Source organism: Geothrix paludis (genome assembly GCF_022808815.1).
Lineage (GTDB): Bacteria > Acidobacteriota > Holophagae > Holophagales > Holophagaceae > Geothrix > Geothrix paludis.
Genome location: NZ_JAKZLC010000001.1, coordinates 1,074,866 through 1,089,847 on the forward strand (window position 1 = coordinate 1,074,866; position 14,982 = coordinate 1,089,847).

Consider the following 14,982-nt stretch of genomic DNA (forward strand, 5'->3'; position numbering starts at 1 on the left):
CCTCAGTACGAGACGTTCAGGAGGATCGACACCTGCGTGTCATTGGCCATGGGGGCTGTGGCGGTGCCGGTGGCCGGGACGCCGGTGGCCGCGGTGCTCCGGGCCAGGGCAGCCAGGTCTGGCGCGTGGGTGTAGCGGCCCTTGAGGCCCAGGCTGGCCCGGCCGCGGCCTTTGAGGAAGGTGTCCAGGAAGACGCGCAGCGTGCCCTCCGCCACGGAGTTCTCCACCACATCGCCGGTGACCAGGGTGGTGCGGGAGACGCCTCCGTTCAGGAGGAAGCCCAGGAGCCCGGGGATGAGGGCGACATCGGCGTTGAGGAAGGCGTTCTCCATGGTGGTCTTCTGGTCGCCGGGATCGCTGAGGGTACGGGACCAGCTCAGGTTCGGGGAGACCCGCACCCGCGCCCCCATGCCCAGGCTTCCGCCCAGGGAGAGCGTGGTGCTGGTGCCCCGGGTATCGCTGGTGCCCTCGGAGCGCAGCCGGTCGAACTGGGCGTTGAAGGCCAGGCTCGACGCGGGCGGCAGCATCAGGTCGAAGCCCGTGGTGAGGCCGGACCGGTTGCTGTTGCTGAAGGGGATGAGGGGATTGGAGACCAGCTCGGCCTCCTGGTGGGCGTGTCTTACGCCTACGCGCCAGAACAGGGCCTGCGTCAGGCCCACCCGCGCGTCCAGGCTCTGGGACTGGTTCCAGGCCTGGTCCAGGCCCGGCTGCCCGGTGGGATTGGTGCGCTCGTCCACGGCGGTGGCGCTCAGGCTCCAGGTCGAGCGGTTGAAGCCCACGCTGCCGTTCAACGTGCGGCGGTCCCCCACGAAGAAGGCCACGCCCACGGTGCCGAAGTCCCGCCCCACGTCCCGGTAGCCCAGCTGGGCGCTGAAGGGACCGTCCATCCACATGCCCCCCAGGCGCCAGGCCTGGTCGGTGAGGTGGGTCCCCTGGTTCACGAGGTCCTTCGTGAAGAGGCTGCGAGCGTACTCCCCCGACAGGGCCAGCCGGCTGTCGAAGAACCGGCCGTCGAGGAGGAAGGAACCCGTGGATCCATCCCGCACCATGGGCGCGTACAGGGACACCATGTTCACGGCGGTGGTCGGATCATCCTTTCCCGACAGGAAGACGATCTTGGCCCGGAGGTTCCCGGCGAGCCAGCCGTAGCCGAGGGACCCGCCATAGACCTCGCTGCCCTTCTCGGGCCAGGCCAGGCCGTCCGTGCCGGAATGAGCCTGGGTGTTCAGGGCGAAGAGGTGGGCGCCCAGCGGCTGCCCGGAATAGGCATAGTCGAGCCCCCGGCGGCCCGCCCCGGCCAGCGTGAACTCAGATTCCTGGACCACCATGTCGCCCAGCTGAAGCTTGTGGTTCCCCGCGGCGTAGACCGCCTGGAGGTCGCCGAGGCTCCAGCGCGTCTGGGTGCCGAGGGGCTGGTTCGTGTAGACGACCCGGGCGTTCAGCAGCACCTGGTGGCCGTCCTCCTCCTTCTGGTAGGCGAACCGGATCTGGCCTGAGGCGAGGTTCCGCTGCTCGCCGGGCACTGGTTCCTGATGGTGGGCCACGCGCTCGAAGGCGCCGTCGAAGTAGATGGGGCCGTGGGCCGGAGGCTGGCCGCCAGGAGCTCCGCCCGGAGACGGAACGGAGGCGGCTCCAGTCTGAGCCGGGGCCGGGGTCTGAACCTGGGCCGGGGCTGCCCCGCCGGCGGGGGCGGAGGGCGTGCCGGGCATCTGCAAGCTGGCGAAGGAGGCCGGGGCCTCCTGGGGCAGGTACTTGATGCCGGAAGGCGTGCGCAGGGCCGCGTAGTACTCCAGCTTCGCCCCGGCGGGGATGGCCGCCTCCAGCTGCCCTGCGTACGAGGTCCCGTCCGGGCCGACGTCCAGATTGAAGCTGGAGAACTCCTCCTCGCCCGCCACCCGGTAGAAGACCACCACCCATTCGGTCCCCGCGGGCGCCGTGGCGGTGCCCTGGACGGGCCCGCCCGGCGTCGCGGGCAGCTTCAGCTCGAAGGCCTCTCCGGCCGCCAGCGCCACAGAGGCGGCGGCCAGGACGAGGGTCCGCAGAGACCGGTCGATCACACATGCCTCCCTGGCAAGAGGGGAACTCGTCTACTGTTCCCGTACTGCGGGACCGTGGGGTCCGCCCTGGTGGCCGCGGATGACCGGATCGTTGTCGAGCATGGCCTCGACCTTCCGCAGCAGAGCGGGATCCTTGGCGAAGCGGGTGCGGGCCTCGTTCAGCATGGCCTGCTTCTCGGCCTCCGCCGCCGGTCCGGACTTGCCGGCAAAGCGGCGGGAGATCTCGGCATCCACCCGGGGTTTCGCCGCGGGATCCACCTTGGGCGCCGTGGCCTGGATGCGCTTGAACTCCTGCCAGGGACCCTTGAGCTTGGCGCCCATCTGGGTGCCGGCGGTGCGGGCGGTGAGCCGCGAGGCCGCGGTCCGGTTGAAGGGCGCCAGGGCCATGGTCCGGTGCTGGCTCAGGTTCAGCGCCTGGATCCCGGGGGCGGGCGCCGCCCCGGCCACATGGGTGACGAAGGCGCGGACATCCAGCCGCTGGCGGGGGATCAGGCTGTTGAGGGCGTCGCAGGAGGCCTTGGTCCTCGCGTGCTGGACCTTCTGCATGGCGTCGGCGATCTTCTTCGCCACCGAGGCCCGGTCGAGGGCGTCCTGGATGGGCCGCTGGGCCTGATCGAGGGTGCCCTTGGCCTGCTGCATCACGGCGTCATGCACCTGGGTCATGGTGGTGATGGCCTGGCTCGTGATCTGGGTGATGGCGTCATCCACGATCTTGCTGGGATCGAAGAGGTGCTCCGGATGGTTGACCAGGTCCGTGAGCATGTTGCCAAGCGTCTGGAGCGGGGCCAGCAGGGCGGTCTGGGCGATGTTCGCGGCCGAGGAGGCCGCGGAGGCCGCCTGCTGCTCGGCCTGGGTGGCGAACTGGCGAACCTGGTTGATGGGCTGCGTCACGTCGGGCCGGAGGGCGTCGATGGCGTCCTTGGCCCTCCGAAGGGCATCCGTCACTTCCTGGGGGTCGGCCGGCAACTGGTCCATCCGGACTCCCGTGCCCGCGCCAACCGCGCCCACCGTGCCCACTGTGGCGGGTTTCGCCGTGGCGGTGGTGGCGCCCGGGCGCACACCTGGAGGCTGGACGCCAGCCGTGGCCGCCCGCGTCCCGGCGGTGCCGGCGGCCGCCGCGACACCGGGCGCCAGGTGGGGAACCATCGCTTGCGGACGGCTGGCCTCGTTCAGGACGGACTGGGCCAGCTGGGCGGCGGCATTGAAGTCCCCTTCAGCCTGACCCGCCAGGTTGCGCAGGTCGTTGGCGGCGCCGTTCAGTTCCGACTTGGCCAGGTTCACCACGTCCGCCGCCTGCTGTCCCAGGGTCGACGCCAGGCGCCCGACGTTCTGGATGAGGGTGTTGATGCTGTTGATCAGGCTTTCCACCGCGCAGGTGAGCCCCCCCGAAGCCACGGCGCCCACGCAGCTCCAGAAGTCGTCGCAGCAGGCCTGGAGCGGGGCGGCGAGCGGGAACACGCTCACCAGCGCCACGGTGGCGATGGAATAGGTTCGCAGTCTCACGAAATCCTCCCTCAGCAGGGCCCGGAAGGGGCTCGAATGAATCGGCGAAGCCGATCCAGAACCCTCCGGACGGGTGGTCAACCTTGCACGTAGATGTCAGGCAATGCCTGCCGATGGTCGTGCGATGGCGTCCGCGAGTCAAGGGTCTGGATGGTATTTTTCAGCCAGGCAAATCATAGATAACCACAGAGTTACCTTTTATCACCCCTCGTTATCTGCTGATACCTGTGCCCCTGGCTTCGAGCATGCGCACGGCGAAGGTGGCCAGCCAGTGTTCCCCCTCGTAGCTGCCGGAGGCCAGATGGGGCAGCGAGGCCCGGGCGTGACGGTCGGCGGCCCGGATCAGGGCGGCCCGCCGGGGATCCCTGGGCCCGAAGGTCCGGGCCAGGTCGTACAGGGCGCGCGCCCGGCTCAGGTTCAGGCCGTCCAGGTGGACGATCTTGGGATCCGTCCGGTCTGAGACCACTGCGGGCGCCAGTGTTCCGGGCAGACCCGGCAGGAACGCGTCCAGCCAGGAACCGAAGCGATTCCGGGGCAGCACGCGCGCCATCAGGGCCGCTTCCTCCAGACAGGGCGACAGGAAATCCTCCCCGCCCGGCTCCCAGGCCAGGGGGCCGCGGCGGTCCCGGCCGAACCAGGCCTGCGCCCGCTCGAGGATGGCGGCCTCCAGCCGCGGGTCCGGCGCGGCCTTCGCGTAGTCCAGCGCCAAGTCCAGGCCGAAGGCGGAGTTGGGGTGGACGCCGGTGCGGATGGGGTAGGTCTGCTTCGGCAGGAAGTCCCTATAGGCCACGGCGATCCGATCCGCCAGGGGCTGCAGGGCCGCGGACCAGCGGTGGGCTTCGGGGGTGTCCCAGGTCTTCAGCTCCGCCGCCAGCTTGAGCAGCCACGCCCAGCCATAGGTGCGCTCGAAGCTCCGCCGGTTGGGCTGGTCCAGGTAGGCCACCTCGACCGCGATGTGCTCCGGCGCCAGGTTCTCGTCCAGCACCGCGCGGATCTCCGCCGCCTTCGCCATGTCCGGGTGGGTGCGCAGGAGGCGGACCAGCATCCAGTGCCCGTGCACCGACGAGTGCCAGTCGAAGCAGCCGTAGAAGGCCGGGTGGAGCACCTTCGGCGACTGCACCTCCCCCGCCCCGTTCATCACGTGATCCAGCTTGTTCGGATACTCCTGCCGCGCGCACTTGAGCGCCAGCGCCGCGAAGCGATCCGCCGCCGCGTCCGTCAGGGCGAGGTCCGGCTCCTGCGCGGACAGCGAGGCCGCCACGGCCAGTCCCAGCATCCACGCCCCAGCCCTCATGCCAGCCTCCCGGATGCTGGATTCTATCGGATGGCGGCGGACCGAGGGCGCTCGCGATCCTCAGCGCCGGGGCGCCTTCGCCACGCAGAAGCGGCAGACGGCGCCCCCTTTGGCGATGCAGGTCTCCAGGTGGACGCTCATCCCGGAGACCTGCTCGATGAGGCTCACGTCGAACTGGCAGAGCTCCGGATGCACCTTGGCCACGGAGTGGTAGACGCAGTTGACCGCCTCGATGGCGGCCTCCCCCGCGCCCTCCCCCGGTTTCAGGACGGCCCGGTAGCCCAGGTCGTTCATGAGCGCCGTCACCTTCCTCAGCCGCTGGGCCGGGGGATCGGCGGGGTTCACCCGGCTCCCCAGCGAGGCCGCCACGGCTCCGGCCAGGTTCCTCATGAAGGATCTGGCGCCGCCGGAGCCCAGGTCCTGGGCGAGCTGGGCCAGGATGGCGTTCGCCAGCCAGGAGTACTTCTTGGGAAAGGCGTCGATCCCCTCGTCCGAGATCAGGTAGCGCCGTCGAGGCCGCCCCACGGATCCCTTCGTGTCCGAGTAGGTCAGGTAGCCGAGATCCAGCAGCTTCAGGACGTGCTGCTGCACCGCCGTGCGCGTGAGCCCCAGGTGCACGGCCAACTCGTCCAGCGAGGCGCCTTCGTGGTGGCCGAGGAGGTGTTCCAGGATCTTGCGCTGGTTGTCGTGCAGGTTCTTCATGGCCGCCTCCGCGGGTGCGTCTGCTGGCGAGAGTTTAAACAATTTAAACATTCTTGTTTGTTTTTATCGGACCCCTAGATTCAGGTGGTGAACCACTGGAGCCCCGTCTGGGCAAGGAGTCCGCCATGAAACTGCCCCTGAGATACGTCCTGGCCCTCCCGGTCGCGGCCCTGCTCGCCGCCGCCGGCTGCTATGCCAGCCATCGCGCGGGGGCCGTCCCGGGTGAGCCGCCCCTGGACCCGGCTCTGGTCGCCCAGGGCAAGGACATCTTCCGCAACGACACCTTCGGGGATGAGGCCTTCTGGACGGACACCCTGGGCATGCACCAGGTGATCGCTTCTGCCGTGGACCCGGCCACCGCCCTGTCCGTGGGCCTGAAGGTGGACGCCGAGGCGCTGCCTCCGGCGGTGGTGCAGGGGATCCAGAGCGGCACCATCAGCCTGACGGACCCGGCCACCACGGTGGCCCTGCTGAAGCTCAATGCCGTCGTGGGGGTGAAAGGCACGGTGGAGAGCGTCAACGGGAAGGACACCCTCACGCGGGTCGGCATCACCTGCGCGCTGTGCCATTCCACCGTGGACGATTCCTTCGCGCCGGGCATCGGCAGACGCCTGGACGGCTGGGCCAACCGCGACCTGAACCCGGGGGCGATCGTCGCCCTCTCCCCCGCGGTGCCCGCGGGCGCCAAGGCCATCTACGCCTCCTGGGGCAAGGGGAGGTACGACCCCCGCTTCAACCTCGACGGGCAGAACGGGCCCCAGGTGATCCCGCCGGCCTACGGCCTCCTGGGCGTGCACAGCATCACCGCCACCGGGGACGGCACCGACCTCGCCTACTGGAACCGCTACGTGGCCGTGACCCAGATGGGCGGCCAGGGCAGCTTCTCCGAGCCCCGCACCGGCGTGAGCGTCACGAACGGAACGACGGACCTGGTGTCTGCCAAGCTGCCGGCCCTGCAGGCCTACCAGCTGAGCCTCGCGGCGCCGCGGCCACCCGCCGGAAGCTTCGATGCCGCGGCCGCCGTCCGGGGGAGGGCCGTCTTCGAGGGCCCGGGAAAGTGCGCCGCCTGCCACGCGGGCCCGACGCTGACCGACGCCAACCTCCGGCTTCACCTGCCCAGCGAGGTGGTCAGCGAGCCCGAGCCTGCGGGCGTTCCCAGCTACGCCTCGCGGAGCGCCACCAAGATGTACCGGACCGCGCCCCTGGCCGGGCTGTGGCAGCACGCGCCCTACTTCCATAACGGGACCGCCCCCACGCTCGACGCCGTCGTCGAGACCTACGACACCCGGAAGGGCCTCGGACTGACGAGCGCCCAGAAGGCGGACCTCGTCGAATACCTGAAGAGCCTGTGAGGCTCCCTTTTTGAAGAAAGGAACCAGACCATGAACGACAAGCTGAACTCGAGCTGGTGGGCCCTGCGCATCGGCCTCGGCGCCGCGCCCTTCCTGGCGGGACTGGACAAGTACTTCAACCTCCTCGCCAGGTGGGAGCAGTACCTGAACCCCCTGGTGCTGCGCGTGATCCCCGTCTCCCCGGCCACCTTCATGCACGCCATCGGACTCGTGGAGATGGCCGTGGGCCTCGCCATCCTCACCCGCTGGACCCGCCTGGGCGCCTATGTGGCCGGCATCTGGCTCGTGGGCATCGCCCTGAACCTGCTCACCATGGGCGCCTACCTCGATGTGGCCGTCCGCGACCTCCTGCTCGCCCTCGCGGCCTACACGCTGGCCCAGCTCACGGAAGTGCGGGAAACGACCGCGGGCAGCCGGATCCCTGGGTACAACCCTGATCTCGCCTGACCCTTCCGCACCGGGATCGCGAACCCCGACGCCACGCACCAGCAGCCGCTCCAGGCATCCCCAGACTGGAATCTCAGCCCCAGTTTGCTAAACTGGGCGATCCGGAGAGATGGCCGAGCGGTTGAAGGCGCCTGACTCGAAATCAGGTTTGGGGGTGACCTCAACGGGGGTTCGAATCCCTCTCTCTCCGCCACTGAAGCCGCCGAAAGGCGGCTTGTTAGTGGGGGAGGGAGGGCTGGAGTCGAACCCGCAGAACCGCTGTCGCAGCCCCCCCATCTCAGAACGCCCCGCTCGCCTTCAGCTCCAGGTAGCGGTTGACGAGCGCGGTGGGGAGCTTGGCGGGGGTCACATCCAGGACGCGGGTGCCGCCGTGCAGGACGTGCTGGAAGAGGGTTCCGCGCCGGGCCATGTAGTCGTGGGCCACCGCATGGTCGAGGGCGGCCTCGAAGCCGGTCACGGGCCGGGAGAGGAACTCGTCGACCACGCCTTCCCTGAGGTTCGCCAGCAGCACCAAGTGGCGGCTGCGGAGGAGGTCCAGGGCGGGCAGCAGGGTGGCGTCCTCCTCATCCCGGAGGTTGGTCAGCAGGATGACGAGGCTCCGCTTCCGGAACTGGCGCAGGAAGGTCTCGGCCGCCGCGAGGTAGTCCGGGGCATGGGTGGTGGGCTGCACGTCGAAGAGCTCCTGGAAGAGCCGCTCGAGGGTGGCGAGGCTCTTGTGGGGCGCCACGGTGCGCGGCCGGTCTTCCGCGAAGGTGGCCACGCCCACCGCGTCCCCCTGCTTGAGGGCCACGTAACCCAGCAGGAACAGGGCATTGAGGGCCTGGTCGAAGTGTCCCAGCTCCCGGCCGTCCAGCCGGTCCAGGGGGCTCATGCGGCGCCCGCAGTCCAGCAGGAAGACCACCTGCTGGTCCCGCTCGTCCTGGTACTCGCGGCAGATGAGCTTCCGGCTGCGGGCGCTGGCCTTCCAGTCCACCTGCCGGATGGTGTCGCCCTGGCGGTACTCCCGCAGCTGATGGAAATCCAGCCCCTCGCCGCGCCGGGGGCGCTTGAGGATGCCGAGCATGGACAGCCGCTGGTCCGTGGCCAGGAGCGCGTAGCGGGCCACGGCGGCGAAGTTCGGGAACACCTTCACGGCGAAGGCGGCCGGCAGTTTCAGCGTCCGCGCCCAGAGGCCCAGGCCGGTGATCACGCGCACCTGGATGGGACCAAAGGCGCGGCGTCCGCGGGCCGCGGGGCGGACCTGGTAGGCCTGGTCGAGGAAACCGCGCGCAGGAAGCGCATGACGCGAAGGCAGTCCCCGGCTTTCGAAATCCGATGGGTGATGATCGAACCATTCGACCTGGAGCCTGAAGGGAGAAGGATTCCGCAGCCGCAGCCGCACCTCCCGCCACTCGCCCAGGGCGAGGCTCCCGGGCACCTCCCTCTCGCCGGTCAGGCCCTTGGGCCAGAGGGCCAGCAGGAGGTCGAGGGCCATGGCGGCGAGCAGGATCCAGCCCGCGACGCGCCACCAGGGCATCACCCGCGCCCACACCGAGGCGGCCAGCCCCAGGAGGGTCCAGGCGCCCAGCAGGCGCAGCAGGCGGAGGGTCGGGATCATGCGCGGGGGGCCGGAACCTTGGCCAGGAGGGCCAGGAGGAGATCGTCGGAGCCGAGCCCCTCGATCTCTGTCTCGGGGCTGCGCTGGATGCGGTGGCGGAGCGCCGGGAGCGCCATGGCCTTCACGTCGTCCGGCGTGGCGAAGTCGCGGCCTTCGAGCAGGGCCTGGGCGCGGGCCGTGCGCACCAGCGCGATGGCGCCCCGGGGGCCGGCGCCGAGGGCGATGCCCGGCCACTGCCGGGTGGCCCGGACGATGCGGACCGCGTAGTCGAGGACCGCATCGTCCACGCGGACGGCAGCCGCCAGGCGCTGCAGCTCCAGCACCTCGGCGGCCGCCATGAGCGGGCGCACGCCATCGACGCGGAGGGCGTCACCGACCGCATCGGTGGTGACCTGGCGGACCAGGGCGACCTCCTCGGCGGCCTCCGGATAGTCCATCCGCACCTTGAGCAGGAAGCGGTCCAGCTGGGCCTCGGGCAGCGGGTAGGTTCCCTCCTGCTCGATAGGGTTCTGCGTCGCCAGCACCATGAAGGGGGCCTCCACCGGAAGCGTGCGGCCCTCCAGGCTCACCTGCTGTTCCTGCATGACCTCCAGCAGCGCCGCCTGGGTCTTGGCCGGGGCGCGGTTCACTTCGTCCGCCAGGAGGAGGTTCGTGAAGACCGGGCCGCGGCGAAGGTGGAACTGCTCGCTCTTCATGTCCCACATGGCGTGGCCGGTCACGTCGCTCGGCATGAGGTCCGGCGTGAACTGGATGCGCGCGAAGACACCCCGGAAGGTGGTGGCCAGGGCCCGCACCAGGAGCGTCTTCCCCAGGCCGGGCACACCCTCCAGCAGGACGTGCCCGCCGGCAAGGAAGGCGGCCAGCACCTGATCCACCACAGGCCCCTGGCCCACCAGGGCGCGATGGATCTCGGTCCGGAGGGCTTCGGTCTGTTCGGCGGCCCAGGGGATGCGGGCGGGATCGGGGGAGGCGGAGGGCGTCGTCATGGGGAATCCTGGGATGGAAGGGGAAGGCGGTTCAGAGGCGCTGGCGGAGCCGTTCGAGCGTGACCAGATCCTGGGCGAGCTGATGGGCGGAGACGCCGGGGCGGTCATCGAGGGCGGCGCCGATGGCGTCGGTACTGGCGCCCGTGGCCTGGGCCAGCCACTCCGACTTCGCCCCGAGGTCCAGGGAGCCGAAGGCGGGGTTCCGGCGCTGCGCCTGCTTCACGAGGGCCTCCCGGGTGCGCGCCACCAGGACCTCCCCCGCCCCGCCCCGCCACACCAGCCGCGCGCTGGCGGCGAGGTGCTCCAGCAGGGAGCGGCGCCGGGGCAGGGGCTCCGGCAGCAGCGGCCCGAAGCGCGGCCAGCCCCGCCAGACCCAGGCTCCCACCAGGAGGAGCAGGGCCAGCACGGGCTCCTTGGCGTGGGACCACAGCCAGGTGAAGAGGGAGAGCTCGACGGGGCGGGACCAGACCACCACCGTCCCCCGGCCCGGCCGGAGCGCGAGGAGCCGCTGCAGGTAGGCGGCGTGGTCGAGGTCCGCCAGGGAGCGCCGGTAGACGAAGTTCAGGTCCGGGGTGAGGGAGAGGCGTCCCTGGCCCTCCTCCCGCGTGAGCAGCACGTACTGGCCCTCATGGCCCAGGGTGTAGTCCCACGCCTCCGGGTGATCCGGCACCAGGCGCCAGCGTGCGGTCCGCCGCAGCCGGTAGGGCACTTCCCCCGTGTGGAATGTGTCGGTGCCGATCTGCTGGCCCGGCGCCAGAATATCGAGGCCATCGGGGCTCGCGTCCCGGAGGGTGACCCCGATGGCCTTGTGGAAGGCCGCCAGGCCGCGGGCGTCGTTGAAGGGCCCGGCCGTGCCATCGGTCAGCAGGTGCCCGCCCCGCCGGACCCAGGCCAGCACCGTCTCGATTTCCGCGGGCGTCATGGGCTGGCTGAGCTGCAGGAGGATGAGCACGCCGTGTTCCGGCAGCTCGGGCGCCAGCAGCTCCCCGCCCTTGCGGACCACCGGCCCGCCCCCGGCCTCCAGCCACTTCTGGAGCAGCAAGGTGGGATTCTCCAGAGCCACTCCGCGGAGCCCCACTTCGATCTCCTTCGGGACGCGCCGGAAGGAATGGCGGCTCATCCAAGCGATGACCAGCCCGCCGGCCACGACGAGCGCCAGGAGCCCGAGCAGGACGCGGCCGGCCACCTTCATGGCCTTCCTCCGAAGGCCGCGGGCCAGGCATCGCAGAGGTCCTCGAACGCATCGCGGGTCGGGGCTTCGTTCTTGTAGGCCAGCCGCTGCCAGGTGGCGGTCAGCAGGTGGAACGCGCTCGCCGGGCCCTCCTCGAGGTGTCCCTCGGCCGCCCTCAGGCAGTCCCCTTCCGTGGCGCTGGCGGGGATCTCCATGGCCCGGCGATGCACGAGCTCGGCCAGGGCTCCCCGGTAGAGAAGGGCCAGGGCCGCCCGGGCTTCACCCCGGAGAAACAGGTTCCGGGCCGCTTCGGGCACATCGGGCGGAAGGCTCTCGAGGCGGATGTCCAGGCCGGCGACGGCCTCGGGCGCCTCCCAGGCCTTCGTCTCGACGAGGGGCAGACCCAGGCGGTGGCGGAACCGGTACACCAGCCAGAGGACGAAGGCGAGCAGACCGCCCACCAGCACCACCTTCCCCACCAGCGCCAGCAGGTCCCACATCCGCTTCAGGAAATCCAGGTTCTGGGGCTTCGCGGGTTGGGCCGGCTCCTCCTTCGCGAAGAGGTAGTCGAGGAGGCTCCGGAGCCACCGGGGTTCCCGGCCCGTGGGCTCGTAACTCAGGGTGCGGACCTCCTTCGTGTGATTGAAGGCGGGGTCCTGCTCGAGGATCCGCTGGGCGCGCCGGTGCGCCTCCTCCTCGGGTCGGAGTGGGCCTTCGGCCGGCCGGGGCGCAGGTTGCTGGCCGGGTTGCTGGATGGCCTGAGGCGCGTCTTCGGGCGCCTCGGGAGCCGGCGCCTGGGCGACCGGTTCCGGGATGGGCGCCTGGGCGGCCAGGGGCATGGCCCAGGCGAGAAGCAGCACCAGGGCCAGAGGGGCGGCCAGGCGGGCGGCCAGCCGCCGGAAGGCCAGCTCCAGGTCCCAGCCCTCCAGGTGGGTCCGGCGGTTGAGGTAGAGGCCGAAGCCCCCCGCCACGAAGAGGGGTTCCGTCAGGGTGAGCGCCAGCAGTCCGACGCCCAGCAGGAACCACTGGAAGCCCAGCCCCGGGTTGTTGAAGCCGTCCCACACCTGCACGCGGCTCCCCGCGGGCATCATGGCCTGGAGCAGGGCGATGAACCCCACCGCGGTGAGGAGGGTGAAGGCCCAGCCCGAGCAGGTGAGGAGGAAGCCCGTGCCACCGCCCTTCCGGGTGAGCACCCGGGCCCGGCGGCGGTACCCGGCGCCCCGGAGCCCCTCCAGTTGGGAGACGGGCAGGACGTAGCTGCGCATGGGGGAGAGGCGCCGCCAGAGCAGGCCCGCCACCAGTCCCCGCCGGTGGACGCTCCGCCACTCCCCCAGGAAGTCCCACACGGAGGCGGGCTGGCCGAACACCGCCCGGCTGAGGACGAACAGGACGCCCCGGTCCAGCCAGGGTTTCAGCCACCAGAGCGCCACGAAGATCCAGAGGGGCGTCTGGTACAGGAAGGGCAGGAGCAGCGCCAGGAGGAAGCCCAGCTGCAGTCCCCACACCCTCGCCACTGGCCGCCAGTGGGCCTGGAGGAGGCTCAGGCCGAGATCCGCCGCCTCCATGGCCGCACGCGTCCTGGGGATGAAGCCCATGGCACCCGGCTTCATTCGCCCCTCCGACCGGCCAACACGAACCACGAGGAGAGGAGAATCCAGAACAGGACCCCCACGCCCACCTTGACCTTCCATGGCACGAGGGTGTTCGCGGACCAGAACCCCTCGAAGCAGGCGGCCAGGAAGGTGAGCGCCACGGCGCCGAAGAGGAGGCGGGAGCCCTGCCGGGCGCCCTCCCGGAGGGCCGCGAGGCGGGACCGGCGTCCCGGATGCATCAGGGCGAAGCCCATCCGCAGGCCCCCCGCCCCGCTGAGCACGGCGCCCATCAGCTCGAAGGAACTGTGGCCGCTGATGAATCCGTAGAAGGTGGCGGTCAGGCCCTGGTTGGTGAGGTGGGCCATCACCGTGCCGCCGTGGAGGCCGTTGAAGGGCAGGAAGAAGAGGGGGCCGATCCCGGCCAGCAGCCCCGAGGCGAAGGTCTGGAAGTCGATGCCGATGTTGTTGAGGATGTAGAAGCCGAACATCATGACGTCGCGCGTGGCGCCGGTGGCGCCGGCGACGGGGGTTTTCGGATCGTACATCTGCACGTACTTGGCCGCCTCCTCGGGGCTCAGCATCAGATGCACGAGGTTGGGCTGGGCCCGCACGACCAGGAAGGCCGCGATCCAGGGGCCGAAGAACAGCAGGCTCGACACGGCCACCAGCCGCCACTCCGCCCTCACCTGCCGGGGCAGCTCGCCCCAGAGGAACCGGAGCGCCGCCGGCACCCCCTCGCCGCGCTCGCCGTAGATCCGCTGGTGGAGGCGGAGGGCAAGCTGCTGCAGCCGCTCGACGAGGGCCGGGCTGTAGTGGCGCTCCCGCGCCACGGACAGGTGATGGCAGAGCCGGCGATAGGCCGAGGGAACCTCCTCCGCGCCCAGGGTGGCCCGCTCGTCGAGCCAGCCCCGCAGATCCTCCCAGAGGGGCCGGTTCTCCTGCTCGAACCGCTGCTGCCTCATCGGCCGCCCCACAGGTAGCGGGCCATGCCGAGCACGGCCTTGACGCCACCCGCTCCCCGGCTGCCCGTGAGGGGGCCCAGCACGTCCGCGAGTTCCTCGCTCCTGGACGCCGTCAGGCCCGCGCTCCGCTCGGCGAACGCCAGGATCGCCGACTGCTCCTCGAGGGTCAGCGCCAAGGCGGGCGCCAGGGGCTCGGCCGCCGGGAGGACGGGGGCCTGGACGCCGGCCTCCTCGTGCACCACGAGCGTGCCCGCCACGATGTCGCCGATGCGCTGGAAGTCGCGGGTGAGGAGGATGCTCACCAGGCCGACCGTGTAGGCCCCAGGCAGGCCGTCCACGATCCGCAGCAGGTTCCGGATGAGGCTGGGTCCCCAGCCGATGGGACGCCCATCCGTCCGCAGGACCCGCAGGTTCAGCCAGCGCTTGCCGAGGGTGCGGCCGCCCCCCAGGACTTCGAAGAAGACCGGGTAAAGCCACTGGGCCAGGAAGACCAGGATGAACCAGAGCCCCAGCCCCAGCGGCCCCAGGAAGGTGAGGGCGATCCCGGCGAACATCAGGCCCATCCACACCACGGCCTGGTCCACGAAAAAGGCCCAGAAGCGGGCCACGGGGCCCGCCGGACGGAGGTGCAGCTCGATGCCCTCGGGTGTCTCGATGGTCCGGACAGTGTCGACGGACTGCAAGGCTAGTCGACCACCTTGACCACGATGGTGTCGGCGATGAGGTCGTGGATGCAGCGCCGGTCATCCCGGAAGATGAAGCAGGCGTTGACCAGCGAGAACAAGTGCCCCAACAACGGAATCGACTCGAGCACCCACATGAGGATGATCCGGAGCCCCAGCAGTCGTCCCATGCCCACGGGTTCGCCATCGCTCCGGACGATCCGGATGCGGAGGATGCGCTTGGCGATGGTCTGGCCGTAGCGGCTGAGCCAGATGAGGTTCCAGATCATCAGGGCCAGGAGCAGGCCTCCCCCCAGCACGGCGAACACGATGAAGAACGCCGTGGGAGGCGCGCCGCCGGTCCGCCGGGACAGGAGGGCCGGAATGAAGATGGCGGCCAGGATTCCGATGACGGCGAATCCGCCGCCCATGATGAGACCGTCCAGGAGCTTGGCACCGAGGCGCGTGCCGCGGTCGGCCAGCTCCAGGGTTTCCGGATCGACAAGATCCGCGACGACCGCGGACGGAGCCTCGTACGGATTGAATTCGGTCATGTCGCGCTCGCTCGGAGGGATGTCTAAGGCTATCCAATATCCCCGGCGAATGCCTTCCAAAACCGCCCGGGCGGTGCGGAATCCGGCCTGATCTTTCCGATCC

General features: G+C 70.5%; 13 protein-coding genes and 1 tRNA gene. 3 read left to right on the forward strand and 11 right to left on the reverse strand.

The annotated features are described in order from the left end of the window. Positions 1-2: 2 nt before the first annotated feature. The 4 genes from MLE64_RS04865 to MLE64_RS04880 all read right to left on the reverse strand — a co-directional run bounded on the left by MLE64_RS04865 (position 3) and on the right by MLE64_RS04880 (position 5,556). Positions 3-2,057 (reverse strand): hypothetical protein, encoded by a 2,055-nt coding sequence (locus MLE64_RS04865; protein ID WP_243316668.1) that lies wholly within the window; start codon positions 2,055-2,057, stop codon positions 3-5. A 30-nt stretch (positions 2,058-2,087) separates the two neighbouring features. Next, positions 2,088-3,560: a hypothetical protein gene (locus MLE64_RS04870; RefSeq protein WP_243316669.1), complete on the reverse strand. Its 1,473-nt coding sequence runs from the start codon at positions 3,558-3,560 to the stop codon at positions 2,088-2,090. A gap of 211 nt (positions 3,561-3,771) precedes the next feature. Next, positions 3,772-4,854 carry a DUF2891 domain-containing protein gene (locus tag MLE64_RS04875; protein ID WP_243316670.1) on the reverse strand — a complete coding sequence of 361 codons (1,083 nt, stop codon included), beginning with the start codon at positions 4,852-4,854 and terminating at the stop codon, positions 3,772-3,774. A gap of 60 nt (positions 4,855-4,914) precedes the next feature. Further along, positions 4,915-5,556 (reverse strand): helix-turn-helix transcriptional regulator, encoded by a 642-nt coding sequence (locus MLE64_RS04880; RefSeq protein WP_243316671.1) that lies wholly within the window; start codon positions 5,554-5,556, stop codon positions 4,915-4,917. Between the two features lie 125 nt (positions 5,557-5,681). On the opposite strand from MLE64_RS04880, the gene MLE64_RS04885 reads away from it, so the two are divergent. From MLE64_RS04885 to MLE64_RS04895, 3 genes are all read left to right on the forward strand, one after another. Beyond that, positions 5,682-6,908 (forward strand): c-type cytochrome, encoded by a 1,227-nt coding sequence (locus tag MLE64_RS04885; RefSeq protein WP_243316672.1) that lies wholly within the window; start codon positions 5,682-5,684, stop codon positions 6,906-6,908. A 30-nt stretch (positions 6,909-6,938) separates the two neighbouring features. Further along, the gene (locus MLE64_RS04890; protein ID WP_243316673.1) at positions 6,939-7,355 is read left to right on the forward strand and encodes a DoxX family membrane protein; all 417 of its coding nucleotides are present in this window, start codon (positions 6,939-6,941) and stop codon (positions 7,353-7,355) included. Positions 7,356-7,458: 103 nt separating this feature from the next. Further along, positions 7,459-7,548, forward strand: a tRNA-Ser gene (locus MLE64_RS04895). An 84-nt stretch (positions 7,549-7,632) separates the two neighbouring features. Here the strand turns inward: MLE64_RS04895 and MLE64_RS04900 are convergent. From MLE64_RS04900 to MLE64_RS04930, 7 genes are read right to left on the reverse strand one after another with little or no spacing between them, the layout of a single operon-like run. Next, a complete protein-coding gene (locus tag MLE64_RS04900) occupies positions 7,633-8,952 on the reverse strand; it encodes a DUF58 domain-containing protein (protein ID WP_243316674.1) in 1,320 nt (439 codons plus the stop codon). Then, positions 8,949-9,938 (reverse strand): AAA family ATPase, encoded by a 990-nt coding sequence (locus MLE64_RS04905; RefSeq protein ID WP_243294093.1) that lies wholly within the window; start codon positions 9,936-9,938, stop codon positions 8,949-8,951. The genes MLE64_RS04900 and MLE64_RS04905 overlap by 4 nt, the downstream gene beginning before the upstream one ends. Positions 9,939-9,969: 31 nt before the next feature. Next, a complete protein-coding gene (locus MLE64_RS04910) occupies positions 9,970-11,130 on the reverse strand; it encodes a DUF4350 domain-containing protein (protein WP_243316675.1) in 1,161 nt (386 codons plus the stop codon). Then, positions 11,127-12,719 (reverse strand): DUF4129 domain-containing protein, encoded by a 1,593-nt coding sequence (locus MLE64_RS04915; protein ID WP_243316676.1) that lies wholly within the window; start codon positions 12,717-12,719, stop codon positions 11,127-11,129. The genes MLE64_RS04910 and MLE64_RS04915 overlap by 4 nt, the downstream gene beginning before the upstream one ends. Next, entirely contained in the window at positions 12,716-13,663 is a 948-nt protein-coding gene (locus MLE64_RS04920) for a stage II sporulation protein M (protein ID WP_243316677.1), read from the reverse strand. Before MLE64_RS04920 ends, MLE64_RS04915 begins: the two co-directional genes overlap by 4 nt. Further along, positions 13,660-14,346: an RDD family protein gene (locus tag MLE64_RS04925; protein WP_243316678.1), complete on the reverse strand. Its 687-nt coding sequence runs from the start codon at positions 14,344-14,346 to the stop codon at positions 13,660-13,662. Before MLE64_RS04925 ends, MLE64_RS04920 begins: the two co-directional genes overlap by 4 nt. A 2-nt stretch (positions 14,347-14,348) precedes the next feature. Next, the gene (locus MLE64_RS04930; protein ID WP_243316679.1) at positions 14,349-14,879 is read right to left on the reverse strand and encodes an RDD family protein; all 531 of its coding nucleotides are present in this window, start codon (positions 14,877-14,879) and stop codon (positions 14,349-14,351) included. Positions 14,880-14,982: the final 103 nt, after the last annotated feature.